General features: G+C 55.5%; 11 protein-coding genes. 10 read left to right on the forward strand and 1 reads right to left on the reverse strand.

Annotated features, from left to right (window positions below; genetic code table 11):
- Positions 1-82 precede the first annotated feature (82 nt).
- From hscB to sseB, 6 genes are all read left to right on the forward strand, one after another.
- A complete protein-coding gene (gene hscB, locus HVZ39_RS07095) occupies positions 83-598 on the forward strand; it encodes a co-chaperone HscB (RefSeq protein ID WP_016154008.1) in 516 nt (171 codons plus the stop codon).
- Between the two features lie 15 nt (positions 599-613).
- Complete coding sequence (hscA, locus tag HVZ39_RS07100; protein ID WP_181633403.1) at positions 614-2,464, forward strand: Fe-S protein assembly chaperone HscA; 1,851 nt, start codon at positions 614-616, stop codon at positions 2,462-2,464.
- 1 nt (position 2,465) lies between these two features.
- Positions 2,466-2,801 (forward strand): ISC system 2Fe-2S type ferredoxin, encoded by a 336-nt coding sequence (gene fdx / locus HVZ39_RS07105; protein ID WP_003037690.1) that lies wholly within the window; start codon positions 2,466-2,468, stop codon positions 2,799-2,801.
- Between the two features lie 11 nt (positions 2,802-2,812).
- A complete protein-coding gene (gene iscX, locus HVZ39_RS07110) occupies positions 2,813-3,013 on the forward strand; it encodes a Fe-S cluster assembly protein IscX (RefSeq protein WP_003037694.1) in 201 nt (66 codons plus the stop codon).
- 60 nt (positions 3,014-3,073) lie between these two features.
- Positions 3,074-4,357 carry an aminopeptidase PepB gene (pepB, locus tag HVZ39_RS07115; protein ID WP_016157137.1) on the forward strand — a complete coding sequence of 428 codons (1,284 nt, stop codon included), beginning with the start codon at positions 3,074-3,076 and terminating at the stop codon, positions 4,355-4,357.
- Positions 4,358-4,427: 70 nt separating this feature from the next.
- Positions 4,428-5,204 (forward strand): enhanced serine sensitivity protein SseB, encoded by a 777-nt coding sequence (gene sseB / locus HVZ39_RS07120; RefSeq protein WP_181633404.1) that lies wholly within the window; start codon positions 4,428-4,430, stop codon positions 5,202-5,204.
- A 222-nt stretch (positions 5,205-5,426) separates the two neighbouring features.
- On the opposite strand, the gene sseA is transcribed toward sseB, so the two are convergent.
- Positions 5,427-6,278, reverse strand: a complete 852-nt coding sequence (gene sseA / locus HVZ39_RS07125) for a 3-mercaptopyruvate sulfurtransferase (protein ID WP_181633405.1) — start codon at positions 6,276-6,278, stop codon at positions 5,427-5,429.
- A gap of 207 nt (positions 6,279-6,485) precedes the next feature.
- On the opposite strand from sseA, the gene HVZ39_RS07130 reads away from it, so the two are divergent.
- From HVZ39_RS07130 to HVZ39_RS07145, 4 genes are all read left to right on the forward strand, one after another.
- Positions 6,486-11,420, forward strand: coding sequence for an alpha-2-macroglobulin (locus tag HVZ39_RS07130; RefSeq protein ID WP_181633406.1), 4,935 nt, complete (start codon positions 6,486-6,488; stop codon positions 11,418-11,420).
- Positions 11,421-13,733 (forward strand): peptidoglycan glycosyltransferase PbpC, encoded by a 2,313-nt coding sequence (gene pbpC, locus HVZ39_RS07135; protein ID WP_181633407.1) that lies wholly within the window; start codon positions 11,421-11,423, stop codon positions 13,731-13,733. It begins immediately after the preceding gene.
- Positions 13,734-13,869: 136 nt separating this feature from the next.
- A complete protein-coding gene (ndk, locus tag HVZ39_RS07140; RefSeq protein WP_003037710.1) occupies positions 13,870-14,301 on the forward strand; it encodes a nucleoside-diphosphate kinase in 432 nt (143 codons plus the stop codon).
- Positions 14,302-14,557: 256 nt separating this feature from the next.
- Positions 14,558-15,724, forward strand: coding sequence for a bifunctional tRNA (adenosine(37)-C2)-methyltransferase TrmG/ribosomal RNA large subunit methyltransferase RlmN (locus HVZ39_RS07145; RefSeq protein WP_016154002.1), 1,167 nt, complete (start codon positions 14,558-14,560; stop codon positions 15,722-15,724).
- Positions 15,725-15,967 lie beyond the last annotated feature (243 nt).

Here is a 15,967-nt window from a genome sequence, read left to right on the forward strand (position 1 = left end):
TCGCCTGCGCGTGGGGTTTGTTTTACCTGACTCTCTGGTTTTGCCTCATCGAACAACAGAGAATCGATGCCCTGAGAATGTTATGGACTACTTCACCCTCTTTGGCTTACCGGCCCGTTATCAGCTCGATACTCAGGCGCTGAGCCTACGTTTTCAGGATCTGCAACGTCAGTATCATCCTGATAAATTCGCCAGCGGTTCTCAGGCGGAACAACTTGCTGCGGTTTCGCAGTCCGCCACTATCAACCAGGCCTGGCAAACGCTGCGTCATCCTTTGATGCGCGCCGAATACTTGTTGTCTTTACACGGCTTTGATATCCGCAGCGAGCAGCACACGGTGCGCGATACCGCGTTTCTGATGGAACAGCTGGAGCTGCGCGAAGAGCTGGACGAGATTGAACAGGCAAAAGACAATCAACGGCTGGATGCGTTTATGCAACGCGTCAGCGAAATGTACAACGTTCGCCATCAACTGATGGTGGAACAGCTGGATAGCGAGACGTGGGACGCAGCGGCAGATACCGTGCGTAAGCTGCGTTTTCTCGATAAACTGCGAAGCAGTGCAGAACAACTCGAAGAAAAACTGCTCGATTTTTAATTTCCGGAAGCGAAAATGGCCTTATTACAAATTAGTGAGCCTGGTCTGAGCGCCGCGCCGCACCAGCGTCGTCTGGCGGTCGGTATCGATTTAGGCACCACCAACTCCCTGGTTGCGACCGTACGCAGCGGCCAGGCCGAAACGCTGGCAGATCATGAAGGTCGCCACCTGTTGCCGTCAGTGGTTCACTATCAGCAGCAGGGCTACTCGGTCGGTTACGATGCCCGCGCTAATGCTGCGCTGGATACGGCAAACACCGTCAGCTCGGTAAAACGCATGATGGGCCGCTCTCTGGCGGATATCCAGGCGCGTTACCCGCATCTGCCTTATTCATTCCAGGCGAGCGAAAACGGCCTGCCGATGATTGAAACCGCTGCCGGTTTGCTTAATCCGGTGCGCGTATCCGCTGACATTCTGAAAGCGCTGGCCGCGCGGGCAACCGAATCGTTGTCCGGCGAACTGGATGGCGTAGTGATCACCGTTCCGGCTTACTTTGACGATGCACAGCGTCAGGGGACGAAAGACGCCGCGCGTCTGGCGGGCCTGCACGTATTGCGTCTGCTGAACGAACCGACCGCTGCGGCGATCGCTTATGGCCTGGATTCCGGTCAGGAAGGCGTGATCGCGGTCTATGACCTTGGCGGCGGTACTTTTGATATTTCTATTCTGCGCCTGAGTCGCGGCGTGTTTGAAGTGCTGGCGACCGGCGGTGATTCCGCGCTCGGCGGCGACGATTTTGACCATCTGCTGGCCGATTACATTCGCGAGCAGGCGGGCGTTGCCGATCGCAGCGATAACCGCGTACAGCGCGAACTGCTGGATGCCGCGATTGCAGCGAAAATCGCACTCAGCGACGCCGATTCTGTGACGGTTAACGTGGCGGGATGGCAGGGTGAAATCACCCGTGAAACCTTTAATGAACTCATTTCCGCACTGGTTAAACGTACGCTGCTGGCCTGCCGCCGTGCGCTGAAAGATGCGGGCGTTGAGCCGCAGGATGTGCTGGAAGTGGTAATGGTCGGTGGTTCAACGCGCGTGCCGCTGGTACGTGAACGCGTCGGTGAATTCTTTGGCCGTACGCCGCTGACCTCTATCGACCCGGACAAAGTGGTCGCTATCGGTGCGGCAATCCAGGCGGATATTCTGGTCGGGAATAAACCGGACAGCGAAATGCTGCTGCTGGACGTTATCCCGCTGTCTCTGGGACTGGAAACCATGGGCGGTCTGGTGGAGAAAGTGATCCCGCGTAACACTACTATCCCGGTGGCGCGTGCGCAGGACTTCACCACGTTTAAAGATGGCCAAACCGCGATGTCCATTCACGTGATGCAAGGCGAGCGTGAGCTGGTGCAGGACTGTCGTTCACTGGCGCGTTTTGCGCTGCGCGGTATCCCGGCGTTGCCGGCAGGCGGCGCGCATATCCGCGTGACCTTCCAGGTCGATGCTGATGGGCTGCTGAGCGTCACCGCTATGGAGAAATCCACCGGCGTTGAGTCCTCGATTCAGGTCAAACCGTCCTACGGTCTGACCGACAGTGAAATCGCCTCCATGATTCAGGATTCGATGAGTTTTGCCGAGCAGGACGTTAAAGCTCGTATGCTGGCAGAACAGAAAGTCGAAGCGGCACGCGTACTGGAGAGTTTATCCGGTGCGCTGAACGCTGATGCCGCGCTGTTAAGCGCCGCAGAACGTCAGGCTATCGACACCGCTGCTACGCATTTGAGCGAGGTAGCACAGGGTGACGATGTTGACGCGATAGAACAAGCCATTAAAAACGTAGACAAACAAACCCAGGAATTCGCCGCTCGCCGTATGGACAAATCCGTCCGTAGCGCGCTGAAAGGCCATTCCGTGGACGAGGTTTAATATGCCAAAGATTGTTATTTTGCCTCATCAGGATCTCTGTCCCGATGGCGCAGTTCTGGAAGCTGAGACCGGCGAAACCATTCTCGACGTTGCCCTGCGTAACGGTATCGAGATTGAACACGCCTGTGAAAAATCCTGTGCCTGCACGACCTGCCACTGCATCGTACGTGAAGGTTTTGATTCTTTGCCGGAAAGCACAGAAGAAGAAGACGACATGCTGGATAAAGCCTGGGGACTGGAGCCGGAGAGCCGTTTAAGCTGTCAGGCACGGGTAACCGAGGACGATTTAGTGGTCGAAATCCCACGTTACACAATCAATCATGCACGTGAGCATTAACAGAGGGTAGTATGGGACTGAAGTGGACCGATAGCCGCGAAATCGGCGAGGCGCTGTACGACGCGTTCCCCGATCTCGATCCCAAAACCGTTCGTTTCACCGATCTGCACCAATGGATCTGTGACCTGGAAGAGTTCGATGATGATCCACAGGCATCGAACGAAAAAATCCTTGAGGCCATTTTACTGGTCTGGCTGGACGAAGCCGAATAAGTCAACGGGCTGCCCACGGGTGGCCCGTTTTCCTGTATGCGCGAAATAAGGATAAATAAAATGACAGAAGCCATGAAAATTACGCTTTCCACGCAACCCGCTGACGCTCGCTGGGGTGAAAAGGCGACATACAGCATTAATAATGACGGTATTACCCTGCACCTGAACGGAAAAGATGATCTCAGCCTTATCCAGCGCGCCGCGCGTAAAATTGACGGCCTGGGTATTAAACATGTCCAACTGGATGGTGAAGGCTGGGATACCGAACGTAGCTGGGCGTTCTGGCAGGGTTACAAAGGACCAAAAGGCACCCGCAAAGTTGAGTGGGCCGCTCTGGACGAGGCGCAGCGCAAAGAGCTGGATAACCGTCTGAAAATTATTGACTGGGTGCGCGATACCATTAACGCACCTGCAGAAGAGCTGGGCCCGGAACAGCTGGCGCAACGCGCGGTAGACCTGCTGTGTGGCGTGGCCTGCGACAACGTCTCGTACCGTATCACCAAAGGTGAAGATCTGCGCGAGCAGAACTACATGGGGCTGCATACCGTAGGTCGAGGCTCTGAACGCCCGCCTGTGCTGCTGGCGCTGGATTACAACCCGACTGGCGACAAAGAAGCTCCAGTTTATGCCTGCCTGGTTGGCAAGGGAATTACCTTTGACTCCGGCGGATACAGCATCAAGCAAAGCGCATTTATGGACTCAATGAAGTCCGATATGGGCGGTGCGGCAACGGTCACCGGCGCGCTGGCGTTTGCCATCACCCGTGGCCTGAACAAGCGTGTGAAGCTGTATCTGTGCTGCGCGGATAACCTGATCAGCGGCAACGCCTTTAAGCTTGGCGATATCATTCACTATCGCAACGGTAAAAAAGTTGAAGTGATGAATACCGATGCTGAAGGGCGTCTGGTACTGGCCGATGGCCTGATCGATGCCAGCGCGCAAAAACCTGAATTGATCATTGATGCTGCCACGCTGACCGGCGCGGCGAAAACCGCACTGGGCAACGATTACCACGCGCTGTTTAGCTTTGATGACCAACTGGCCGCGCGTTTGTTGGCAAGTGCGGCGCAAGAAAACGAGCCGTTCTGGCGTTTGCCGTTGGCAGAGTTCCACCGTAGCCAACTTCCGTCAAATTTTGCCGAGCTGAACAATACCGGCAGTGCGGCCTACCCAGCGGGTGCAAGCACCGCGGCGGGCTTCCTGTCCCATTTCGTGGAAAATTACCAGCAAGGCTGGCTGCACATCGATTGCTCTGCAACCTATCGCAAAGCGCCGGTTGAGCAGTGGTCTGCGGGCGCAACCGGTCTGGGTGTGCGCACCATCGCGAATCTGCTGACCGCATAATTCATGACTGTATTGCCGGATGGCGCTACGCTTATCCGGCTTACATGTATTCATCCAATTTGTGATACTTATGTCCGAAACAAAAAATGAATTAGAAACGTTGCTGGAGCAAGCAGCGACAGAGCCTGCGCATCGTCCGGCATTTTTCCGTACTTTACTGGAATCCACCGTCTGGGTGCCGGGTACTGCCGCAGAAGGCGAGGCGGTAGTAGAAGACAGTGCCCTCGACCTTCAACACTGGGAAAAAGAAGACGGCACGACCGTGATCCCGTTCTTCACCTCCCTGGAAGCCCTGCAACAGGCGGTTGAAGATGAGCAAGCATTTGTCGTTATGCCGGTGCGTACGCTATTTGAAATGACGCTTGGCGAAACGCTCTTTCTCAACGCTAAACTGCCGACCGGCAAAGAGTTTATGCCGCGTGAAATCAGCCTGCTGATGGGGGAAGAGGGTAATCCGCTAAGCACCCAGGAAGTACTGGAAGGTGGTGAATCGCTGATCCTTTCTGAAGTCGCCGAACCTCCGGCGCAGATGATTGACTCACTGACCACGCTGTTTAAAACCATTAAGCCGGTAAAACGCGCATTTCTCTGCTCAATCAAAGAAAGTGCGAAAGCCCAGCCGAATCTGCTGATTGGTATTGAAGCTGAAGGTGATATTGAAGAGATCATCCATGCTGCGGGTAGCGTCGCGACCGATACGTTGCCGGGTGATGAACCCATTGATATCTGCCAGGTGAAGAAAGGTGAGAAGGGCGTGAGTCACTTTATCACTGAGCACATCGCACCGTTCTACGAACGCCGCTGGGGCGGTTTCCTGCGCGATTTCAAACAGAACCGGATTATCTGAGTGAAGGAAAGCCGCCACGAAGGATAATACCTCGCGCACTGAATAATTTTGCCGCTAACTCAGTTGGCTTTTTCTCCCTCAAAAGGGAGTATTAGTTCGCTACGATGAGCCTGCGTTGCTAAAGCAGCACAGCCTGCTGGAAAGGCCGCGAACCGGACTGGCACAAAAAAACCGCTCATTGAGCGGTTTTTTTGTGGGTGAAAAAGATGAGTAAATCAGATTTTATTGAGTCTCAGCCGGTTCTACCGGTAAATCGTTACGCGCGCCCCATTCGCTCCATGCGCCGTCATACAATGCGACGTTAGAAACGCCCAGCGTGGCAAGCGCCAGCACAACCACCGCTGCCGTGACGCCTGAGCCGCAGCTGGCGATAATGGGGCAGTCAAAGCTTACGCCGTGGCTGAAGAAAATAGCATCCAGTTCGTCGGTAGTTTTCAGTTCACCGTCACGAACCAGCTCTGTCCACGGTACGTTAAGCGCACCAGGCACATGGCCACGCTTGAGGCCCGGACGCGGCTCGTCAACTTCGGCATTAAAACGCGCAGCCGGTCGGGCATCGACGATCTGCGCCGTTTTTTCATGACTGGCCAGCAGTACGTCGGTAACGCGCACAACCGCTTCAGGCGTAAATGCCACGTTAAATTCACCTTCCGGTAAATCCTCATTTCCTTCTTGGAGCATTAGCTCATCGCGCTGCCAGCCAGCCAGACCGCCCGCCAGAATGGAGACATTCTCGACACCAAATGTCCGCAGCATCCACCATGCGCGTGGCGCGGAAAACAGATTGCCGTCATCGTAGACAACCAGGTGTTTATCCTGATGAACGCCCAATTCGCGCATCGCTACGGCAAAGGCTTCCGGTCGCGGCATCATATGCGGTAGCGGTGACGTATGGTCGGAAAGCGCTTCAATATCAAAAAAGACTGCGCCAGGAATATGGCCCGCGCGATACTCCTCGCCAACATCGCGATCTTCCTGTCCTGGAGGTGCCATCCGGGCATCAAGAATTTGTATTTCCGGGTCGTCAATGTGTTCGGCAAGCCAGTCGGCAGCGACAAAAAAGGCGGTGGTCATAGGCATCTCCATTTTTACCAGGTTTTGGCAAATTGTCGGATGTTTAGGGCAATGCGACAAGTAAAAGAGGCTGATTTGTCAGGCGAATCCACATTAATCACGAAAAAATAGGACAACGTAGGACAGTTACTGGCTTCCACAGCCGAAAATCTGACGCATAATAGTTGTTCTACGTAGCTAACGGGCCACTACGGCCAGGGATGAAAAATGAAACATTTACGCGTAGCGGCCTGTATGCTGATGCTGGCACTGGTTGGGTGCGATAATAATAACGAAAAATCACCGACGGCTGCGAAGCCTGATGCGCCTGCACCGCAGACTGCGCCAGCAAAAGATAAGGCCCAATTACAAAAGCTGATTCAGCAAAGCCAGGGCAAGTCGCTGACGCTGCTTGATGCCTCCGAGGTCCAACTCGACGGCGCGGCAACGCTCGTTTTGACCTTTTCCATTCCCCTCGATCCGGAACAAGATTTTTCTCGCGTAGTGCACGTTGTTGATAAAAAAAGCGGCAAAGTGGATGGTGCCTGGGAGCTGGCGCCAAATCTAAAAGAGCTACGCTTACGCCATCTCGAACCTAATCGGGAACTGGGGGTTACCATTGAGCGTGATTTACTGGCGCTGAATAAAGCGACGTTCGCTATCGATTATGAAAAAAACATTACCACCCGCGACGTCCAGCCAAGCGTAGGGTTCGCTAGTCGCGGCTCGCTGCTGCCGGGAAAAGTGATTGAAGGGTTACCGGTGATGGCCCTTAACGTTAATAGCGTGGATGTGAACTTCTTTCGCGTGAAGCCTGAGTCGCTCGGTGCGTTTGTCAGCCAGTGGGAATACCGTAATTCGTTGTCAAACTGGGAGTCAGACAATCTGCTGAAAATGGCGGAGCTGGTTTATACCGGACGCTTTGACCTCAATCCTGAGCGTAACACCCGAGAGAAGCTGCTACTGCCACTGAGCGATATCAAGCCGTTGCAGCAAGCAGGCGTTTACATTGCGGTGATGAATCAGGCCGGACACTATAACTACAGCAATGCTGCTACGCTGTTTACGCTCAGTGACATTGGTGTCTCTGCGCACCGTTACCACAATCAACTGGATGTCTTTACGCAGAGTCTGGAAAACGGCGCTGCGCAGCAGGGTATTGAGGTCACGTTACTCAACGAAAAAGGGCAGACGCTGGCGCAGGCTACCAGTGACGCGCAGGGGCACGTCAAGCTGGAAACCGATAAAGACGCGGCCTTATTGCTGGCCCGCAAAGATGGGCAAACTACGCTGCTGGACCTGAAGCTCCCGGCGTTGGATCTGGCTGAATTTGATATTGCCGGTGCGCCGGGATACAGCAAGCAGTTCTTTATGTTTGGCCCCCGAGACCTCTATCGCCCTGGCGAAACGGTGATCCTCAACGGATTACTGCGAGATAGCGACGGCAAAACGCTGCCTGACCAGCCGGTGAAGCTGGAGGTCGTTAAGCCCGACGGACAGGTGTTACGCTCGGTAGTGAGCCAACCGGAAAACGGTCTGTATCGCTTTAGCTGGCCGCTGGACAGCAGCGCGCCCACCGGCATGTGGCATATTCGTGCCAATACTGGCGACAACCAGTCGCGGATGTGGGATTTCCACGTCGAAGATTTCATGCCTGAGCGGATGGCGCTCAATCTCACTGCCAATAAGATGCCGGTGGCTCCAACTGATGAAGTGAAGTTCTCGGTGGTGGGCTACTACCTGTACGGCGCGCCCGCCAACGGCAATGCTCTGCAAGGGCAGCTTTTCCTGCGCCCGCTGCGGGAAGCGGTGCAGGCATTACCGGGGTTCCAGTTTGGTAATATTGCCGAAGAAAATCTTTCTCGCAGCCTCGATGAGGTTCAGTTGACGCTGGATGACCACGGTCGCGGCGAAGTGGCTACCAACAGCCAATGGCAGGAGACGCATTCTCCGTTACAGGTGATTCTGCAAGCCAGCCTGCTGGAGTCGGGTGGCCGTCCGGTGACGCGTCGGGTTGAACAAGCCATCTGGCCTGCGGATACGCTGCCAGGTATTCGTCCGCAGTTTGCGGCGAAAGCCGTTTATGACTACCGCACCGATACCACCGTCAATCAGCCTGGCGTTGATGAAAACAGCAATGCCGCTTTTGATATTGTGTATGCCGATGCGCAAGGCGAGAAAAAAGCGGTGTCCGGTTTACAGGTGCGTTTGATTCGTGAACGCCGTGATTATTACTGGAACTGGTCTGAAGGCGAGGGCTGGCAATCGCAGTTCGATCAAAAAGATCTGGTTGAGGGTGAGCAGACCCTGGATCTTAAGGCCGATGAGACCGGTAAAGTCAGCTTCCCGGTCGAGTGGGGTGCCTATCGCCTGGAAGTGAAAGCTCCGAATGATGCGGTGAGCAGCGTGCGCTTCTGGGCTGGTTATAGCTGGCAGGATAACAGCGACGGCAGCGGGACAGTACGTCCCGATCGCGTGACCCTGAAACTGGATAAACCCGGCTATCGTCCCGGCGATACCATGAAGCTACACATTGCCGCACCCGCTGCAGGCAAAGGTTACGCGATGGTGGAGTCCAGCGAAGGCCCGCTGTGGTGGCAAGAGATAGACGTACCGACGGATGGTCTTGATATCTCCATCCCGGTCGATAAAACCTGGAATCGCCATGATTTGTATCTCAGCGCGCTGGTGGTTCGTCCTGGCGACAAGTCTCGTTCGGCAACGCCAAAACGGGCAGTCGGCTTACTGCATTTGCCGTTAGGCGATGAAAACCGTCGTCTGGCGCTGGAGCTGGAAAGCCCGGCGAAAATGCGTCCAAATCAGCCGTTGACCGTCAAGATTAAAGCCAGCGTTAAAAATGGCGACGTGCCAAAACAGGTTAACGTGCTGGTCTCAGCCGTTGACAGCGGGGTGTTGAACATTACCGATTACGCCACGCCGGATCCGTGGCAGGCGTTTTTCGGGCAAAAACGCTATGGCGCGGATATTTATGATATTTACGGCCAGGTGATCGAAGGGCAAGGACGTCTGGCGGCGCTGCGCTTTGGTGGTGATGGCGATGAGTTAAAACGCGGCGGCAAGCCACCGGTTAATCACGTCAATATCGTGGCGCAACAGGCGCTGCCGGTGACGCTTAACGAGCAGGGCGAAGGTACGGTGACGTTACCAATTGGTGATTTCAACGGCGAGCTGCGGGTAATGGCGCAAGCCTGGACGGCGGATGACTTTGGCAGTAGCGAAAGCAAAGTGATTGTCGCCGCGCCGGTAATTGCTGAACTGAACATGCCGCGCTTTCTGGCGGGGGGCGATACCTCGCGCCTGACGCTGGACGTGACCAATCTGACTGACAAACCGCAAACGCTGATTATTAATCTCGCGGCCAGCGGTTTACTGGAGCTGATGGGGCAAGATCCCGCCCCGGTGAATCTGGCGCCAGGCGTACGGACTACGCTGTTTATTCCGGTGCGTGCGCGGGAGGGCTTTGGCGATGGCGAAATTCAGGCGCAAATTAGCGGTCTGAATCTACCGGGTGAAACGCTGCCTGTTCAGCATAAACAGTGGAAAATTGGCGTGCGACCGGCGTTCCCGGCGCAAACTGTTAATTACGGCGTCGCACTTCAGCCGGGCGCAACCTGGCAGATTCCGGGCGAAGAACTGACGAATTTCTCTCCTGTGACGATGCAGGGACAACTGCTGTTCAGCGGTAAGCCACCGCTGAATCTGGCGCGCTATATCCGTGAACTGAAAGCTTACCCTTACGGTTGCCTCGAGCAAACGGCGAGCGGGTTGTTCCCATCCTTATACACTAATGCCGCGCAGTTGAAGGCGTTAGGTATCGCGGGCGACAGTGATGAAAAACGCCGTGCGGCAGTAGAGATTGGCATCTCTCGTTTACTGCAAATGCAGCGTGATAACGGCGGTTTTGCGCTGTGGGATAAGAACGGGTCGGAAGAGTACTGGCTGACCGCGTATGTGATGGATTTCCTCGTTCGTGCGAATGAACAGGGCTATAGCGTTCCGGCAGAGGTGATTAACCGGGGTAACGAGCGGCTGCTGCGCTATTTGCAGGATCCGGGCATGATGTCGATTCGCTATACCGACGACGCATCAGCAAGCCGGTTTGCTGTACAGGCCTACGCCGCGCTGGTGCTGGCTCGTCAGCAGAAAGCCCCGCTCGGCGCGCTGCGTGAGATCTGGGAGCGTCGTGCACAGGCGGCTTCCGGTTTACCGCTGTTGCAACTGGGGATAGCGCTGAAAAACATGGGCGACGCCAACCGCAGTGAACAAGCGTTGACGCTGGCGTTGAATACGCCACGCCGCGATGCGCAGCAGTGGATGGCGGATTACGGCAGTCAGCTACGTGACAACGCGCTGATGCTGGCATTGTTGGAAGAGAACAAGCTTAAACCTGAAGTGCAGAATACGCTGCTGAACACCTTGTCAGAACAGGCCTTTGGGCAGCGCTGGCTCTCTACTCAGGAAAACAATGCGCTGTTCCTTGCCGCGCGTACGTTACAGGACTTGCCTGGCTCGTGGCAGGCGCAAACGTCACTCTCTGAACAGGCGTTAGCCGGGGAGAAATCACAAACGCGTAATCTGGATGCTGACGCGCTGTCTACGCTGAACGTCACCAATACCGGTAATCTGCCGCTGTGGCTGCGTCTGGATGTGAGTGGTTACCCGCAAACCTCGCCGACGCCTGCCAGCAACGTCCTGCACATTGAGCGTCAGATCCTGGGACTCGACGGGAACAGCAAAGCGCTGGATTCTCTGCGCAGCGGTGAGCTGGTACTGGTCTGGCTGGAGGTAAAAGCCAGCCAGAACGTACCGGATGCGCTGGTGGTTGACTTACTGCCAGCCGGCCTGGAGCTGGAAAACCAGAATCTGGCCAACGGCAGCGCCAGCCTGCAGGACAGCGGCAGCGAGGTAGCGAATTTGCTCAATCAGATGCAGCAGGCGGATATCCAGCACGTTGAGTTCCGTGACGATCGCTTTGTCGCCGCGGTAGCGGTCAACGAAGGGCAGCCGGTGACGCTGGTCTATCTGGCGCGGGCGGTAACGCCGGGGACCTATCAGGTTCCTGTGCCGCAAGTGGAGTCAATGTATGTTCCGCAGTGGCGCGCGACCGGTGCGACAGAGGGGCTTTTGATTGTCAGACCGTAAATGATGCGCGGGTTGGGGAAACGCGGCTGCTGGCTCTGGCTGGCAGCCGTTGCGCTATTGCTGTTAGCGGTGGTTTGGGCGGCAGATAAAATCTGGCCGCTGCCGCTTCACGAAGTCGATCCGGCACGTGTCGTGGTGGCTTACGATGGTACGCCGCTATGGCGCTTCGCCGACGCGGACGGCATCTGGCGTTATCCGGTGACTATTGATGAGGTGTCCCCCCGTTACCTTGAGGCGTTAATCAACTACGAAGACCGCTGGTTCTGGAAACATCCCGGCGTCAATCCGTTTTCAGTGCTGCGCGCGGCATGGCAGGACCTCTCCTCAGGTCGCGTCGTTTCAGGCGGCAGTACGCTCACCATGCAGGTCGCACGATTGCTCGATCCCCACCCGCGAACTTTCGGCGGCAAGTTCCGCCAGCTCTGGCGCGCATTGCAACTGGAATGGCATCTTTCTAAGCGCGACATCCTGACGCTATATCTTAACCGTGCGCCGTTTGGCGGCACGCTGCAGGGCGTGGGGGCGGCGAGCTGGGCCTACCTTGGTAAATCACCCGCACAGTTGAGTTATTCCGATGCCGCGCTGCTGGCCGTGTTGCCGCAGGCACCGAGCCGTCTGCGCCCGGACCGCTGGCCGGACCGCGCTGAAGCGGCGCGCAATAAAGTGCTTGAGCGCATGGCGACGCAGGGCGTTTGGCCTGCCAGACAGGTGCAGGAGTCACGCGAAGAACCGGTCTGGCTGGCGCCCAGACAAATGCCGCAGTTAGCGCCGTTATTCTCGCGCATGATGCTGGGAAAAAGCCGGAGCGATAAAATCGTGACCACCCTTGACGCCGGATTGCAGCGCCAACTGGAAGAGCTGGCGCAAAACTGGAAGGGCCGCTTACCTGCGCGCAGTTCGCTGGCGATGATTGTGGTCGATCACACTGATATGAGCGTGCGTGGCTGGGTGGGGTCGGTAGATATGAATGACGACTCCCGCTTTGGCCATGTGGATATGGTGAATGCGATCCGCTCGCCGGGCTCGGTGCTGAAGCCGTTTATCTATGGTCTGGCGCTGGATGACGGATTAATTCATCCTGCTTCATTGTTGCAGGATGTGCCGCGTCGAACCGGAGATTATCGACCAGGGAATTTTGACAGTGGTTTTCATGGCCCGGTGAGTATGAGCGAAGCGCTGGTGCGCTCGCTGAATTTACCCGCCGTGCAGGTACTTGAAGCCTATGGCCCGAAGCGTTTTGCCGCATCGTTACGTAACGTTGGCTTACCGCTGTATCTGCCCGCTGGTGCCGCACCGAATCTGTCGCTGATTTTGGGCGGGGCAGGGGCCAGACTGGAAGACATGGCGGCGGCGTACAGTGCCTTTGCCCGTCAGGGAAAAGCGGGAAAACTGCGCCTGCAGCCAGACGATCCACTGCTGGAGCGTCCGTTGATGTCGGTGGGCGCGGCGTGGATTATTCGCCGCATTATGGCTGACGAAGCGCAACCGCTGCCGGATAACGCGCTGAGCAGAGTGGTTCCGCTGGCGTGGAAAACGGGTACCAGTTATGGCTATCGCGATGCGTGGGCGATTGGCGTTAACGCCCGTTATGTGATGGGTATCTGGACCGGTAGACCCGACGGTACGCCGGTGGTGGGCCAGTTTGGTTTTGCCAGCGCCGTGCCGCTGCTCAATCAGGTCAACAATCTTTTGCTCTCTCGCGGTGCAAATCAACCGGAGGATCCGCGCCCTGAATCCGTTAGCCGCGGCGTAGTGTGCTGGCCGGGCGGGCAGTCACTTGCGCCCGGAGACAGTAACTGTCGACGCCGTCTGGCAACCTGGCTGCTGGACGGCAGCCAGCCGCCCACGTTGTTATTGCCCGAACAGGAGGGCGTGAGTGGCATTCGTTTCCCCGTCTGGCTGGATGATGAAGGCAAACGTGTGGCGGCGGATTGCCCGCAGGCGCGCGAACAAACGTTAATCGTCTGGCCTTTACCGCTGGAGCCATGGCTGCCGGAGTCAGAGCGCCGTGGGGCGAGATTACCGCCGGTTTCTGCCACGTGTCCGCCGCTGGGGCAGGATGCTTCGCTGCCGTTGCAGTTGACAGGGGTTCGTGATGGCGCGATCGTGAAGCGTTTACCCGGTTCTGCGCTGGCCTCATTGCCAGTACAAACCAGCGGTGGGACTGGCGATCGCTGGTGGTTTCTTAACGGTGAACGGCTGGATGAACGCGGACGCCGTCTTACGCTACGGCTGGCGACCAAAGGGGATTATCAACTGCTGGTGATGGATGACGCCGGACAGGTGGCGACGGTGAGATTTTCGTTGCAGTAGACCACCAGGTGACTTTTGTTGCTAAAATTCATCTTATTTTAAAGAAATGTTATCTTCGTCAATAGTCAATTGCCGGTATGCTCTTTATAATCCGCGCCAGGTAAACAACAACAAAACATCTTTTTCAGAGGTAATCATGGCTATTGAACGTACTTTTTCCATCATCAAACCAAACGCGGTGGCAAAAAACGTTATTGGGAGCATCTTTGCGCGCTTTGAAGCAGCAGGGTTCAAAATTGTCGGTACTAAAATGCTGCACCTGACCGTTGAGCAGGCGCGTGGCTTCTATGCTGAGCATGATGGTAAGCCGTTCTTTGACGGTCTGGTTGAATTCATGACCTCCGGTCCGATCGTTGTTTCTGTTCTGGAAAGCGAAAATGCCGTGCAGCGTCACCGTGATCTGCTGGGTGCAACCAACCCGGCGAATGCGCTGGCGGGTACTCTGCGTGCAGACTACGCTGATAGCTTCACTGAGAACGGTACTCACGGTTCCGACTCCGTTGAATCTGCCGCGCGTGAAATCGCCTATTTCTTCGGTGAAGGCGAGGTTTGCCCGCGCACGCGCTAATCTCCTGCGTCTTTCACATCGCATAGTTTTCTATGCTTTCGGGGAGGCTCGAACGTGCCGCTTTCCTGCGATGCGAAATCCTTTGGAGAGGAATTAGCGATTTACATATTATTTTCGCTAATGCTTCGTGCAAACGTGGCATCCCTGCGCCAGACTTTGTACAATGCAACGCCCCGGAAGAGCAGAACGCTTGCCGGGGCGTTTCTTTTTAACCCTCCACGGGCCACAACGTGTAACAACGAGGCCGGAAAAAATTATGTCTGAATTAGTTAACACCTCTGAAGTCGTCATTCCTGCGGTTCCAAATAAAAATGGAAAAATCAACCTGCTGGATCTGAACCGTCAGCAAATGCGCGAATTCTTCAAAGATATGGGTGAAAAACCGTTTCGTGCCGATCAGGTCATGAAGTGGATGTACCACTATTGCAGCGACAACTTTGATGACATGACTGACATCAATAAGGTGCTGCGTAACAAGCTGAAAGAAGTGGCTGAAATTCGCGCCCCGGAAGTGGTGGAAGAGCAGCGTTCTTCTGACGGTACGATCAAATGGGCCATCGCGGTTGGCGATCAGCGCGTAGAAACCGTGTATATCCCGGAAGACGATCGCGCGACCCTGTGTGTTTCTTCACAGGTCGGTTGTGCATTAGAGTGTAAATTCTGCTCTACGGCGCAACAGGGCTTTAACCGTAACCTGCGGGTGTCGGAAATCATTGGTCAGGTCTGGCGTGCGGCGAAAATCGTCGGTGCGGTGAAAGCAACGGGCGTGCGTCCTATCACTAACGTGGTGATGATGGGGATGGGCGAGCCGCTGCTCAACCTGACCAACGTGGTGCCAGCGATGGAAATCATGCTGGATGACTTCGGTTTTGGGCTGTCAAAGCGTCGCGTCACGCTCTCCACCTCAGGCGTTGTCCCTGCGCTGGATAAGCTGGGCGATATGATTGATGTCGCGCTGGCGATTTCTCTGCATGCGCCGAACGATGAAATTCGTGACGAAATTGTACCTATCAACAAAAAGTACAATATCGAAACATTCCTTGGCGCGGTTCGTCGTTATCTGGAGAAGTCCAACGCTAACCAGGGTCGTGTGACCATTGAGTATGTGATGTTAGATCACATCAATGATGGTACTGAACACGCGCATCAGTTGGCAGAGCTGCTGAAAGATACGCCGTGTAAGATTAACCTGATCCCGTGGAACCCGTTCCCAGGCGCGCCATATGGCCGTAGCTCTAACAGCCGTATCGATCGTTTCTCCAAAGTGTTGATGAGCTATGGTTTCACTACCATCGTGCGTAAAACACGTGGCGATGACATCGATGCAGCCTGCGGTCAGCTGGCGGGTGACGTTATCGACCGTACCAAGCGTACTCTGCGTAAGCGTATGCAGGGCGACGCTATCGATATCAAGACCGTTTGATGTTGAGTGCACTACGGTATAATTCATGTACCGTAGTGCAACGTAAGCCAAATGAGGTTTTTTGTTGTTGTCGTCAGGTCAATAATAACGGTGCGTTTTTGTCGACTTTAAGGCAGTATGTAACGGCGCAACAAGCCTTTAGCCCTCAGGTTTACGTTGTTTTGTCTTTGATAGTCTGACCGTTTTATACTGTCTGACGAAGGTTAACTGACCAGATGTTTCGCGGTGTGGGTGAGCATTGTG

It is taken from the genome of Citrobacter sp. RHB35-C21 (genome assembly GCF_013816515.1).
GTDB classification, from domain to species: Bacteria; Pseudomonadota; Gammaproteobacteria; order Enterobacterales; family Enterobacteriaceae; genus Citrobacter; species Citrobacter braakii.

Coding starts and splice junctions, on each gene's coding strand:
- hscB (WP_016154008.1), top strand. CDS start 83: ATGGACTACTTCACCCTCTTTGGCTTACCGGCCCGTTATCAGCTCGAT.
- hscA (WP_181633403.1), top strand. CDS start 614: ATGGCCTTATTACAAATTAGTGAGCCTGGTCTGAGCGCCGCGCCGCAC.
- fdx (WP_003037690.1), top strand. CDS start 2,466: ATGCCAAAGATTGTTATTTTGCCTCATCAGGATCTCTGTCCCGATGGC.
- iscX (WP_003037694.1), top strand. CDS start 2,813: ATGGGACTGAAGTGGACCGATAGCCGCGAAATCGGCGAGGCGCTGTAC.
- pepB (WP_016157137.1), top strand. CDS start 3,074: ATGACAGAAGCCATGAAAATTACGCTTTCCACGCAACCCGCTGACGCT.
- sseB (WP_181633404.1), top strand. CDS start 4,428: ATGTCCGAAACAAAAAATGAATTAGAAACGTTGCTGGAGCAAGCAGCG.
- sseA (WP_181633405.1), bottom strand. CDS start 6,278: ATGACCACCGCCTTTTTTGTCGCTGCCGACTGGCTTGCCGAACACATT.
- HVZ39_RS07130 (WP_181633406.1), top strand. CDS start 6,486: ATGAAACATTTACGCGTAGCGGCCTGTATGCTGATGCTGGCACTGGTT.
- pbpC (WP_181633407.1), top strand. CDS start 11,421: ATGATGCGCGGGTTGGGGAAACGCGGCTGCTGGCTCTGGCTGGCAGCC.
- ndk (WP_003037710.1), top strand. CDS start 13,870: ATGGCTATTGAACGTACTTTTTCCATCATCAAACCAAACGCGGTGGCA.
- HVZ39_RS07145 (WP_016154002.1), top strand. CDS start 14,558: ATGTCTGAATTAGTTAACACCTCTGAAGTCGTCATTCCTGCGGTTCCA.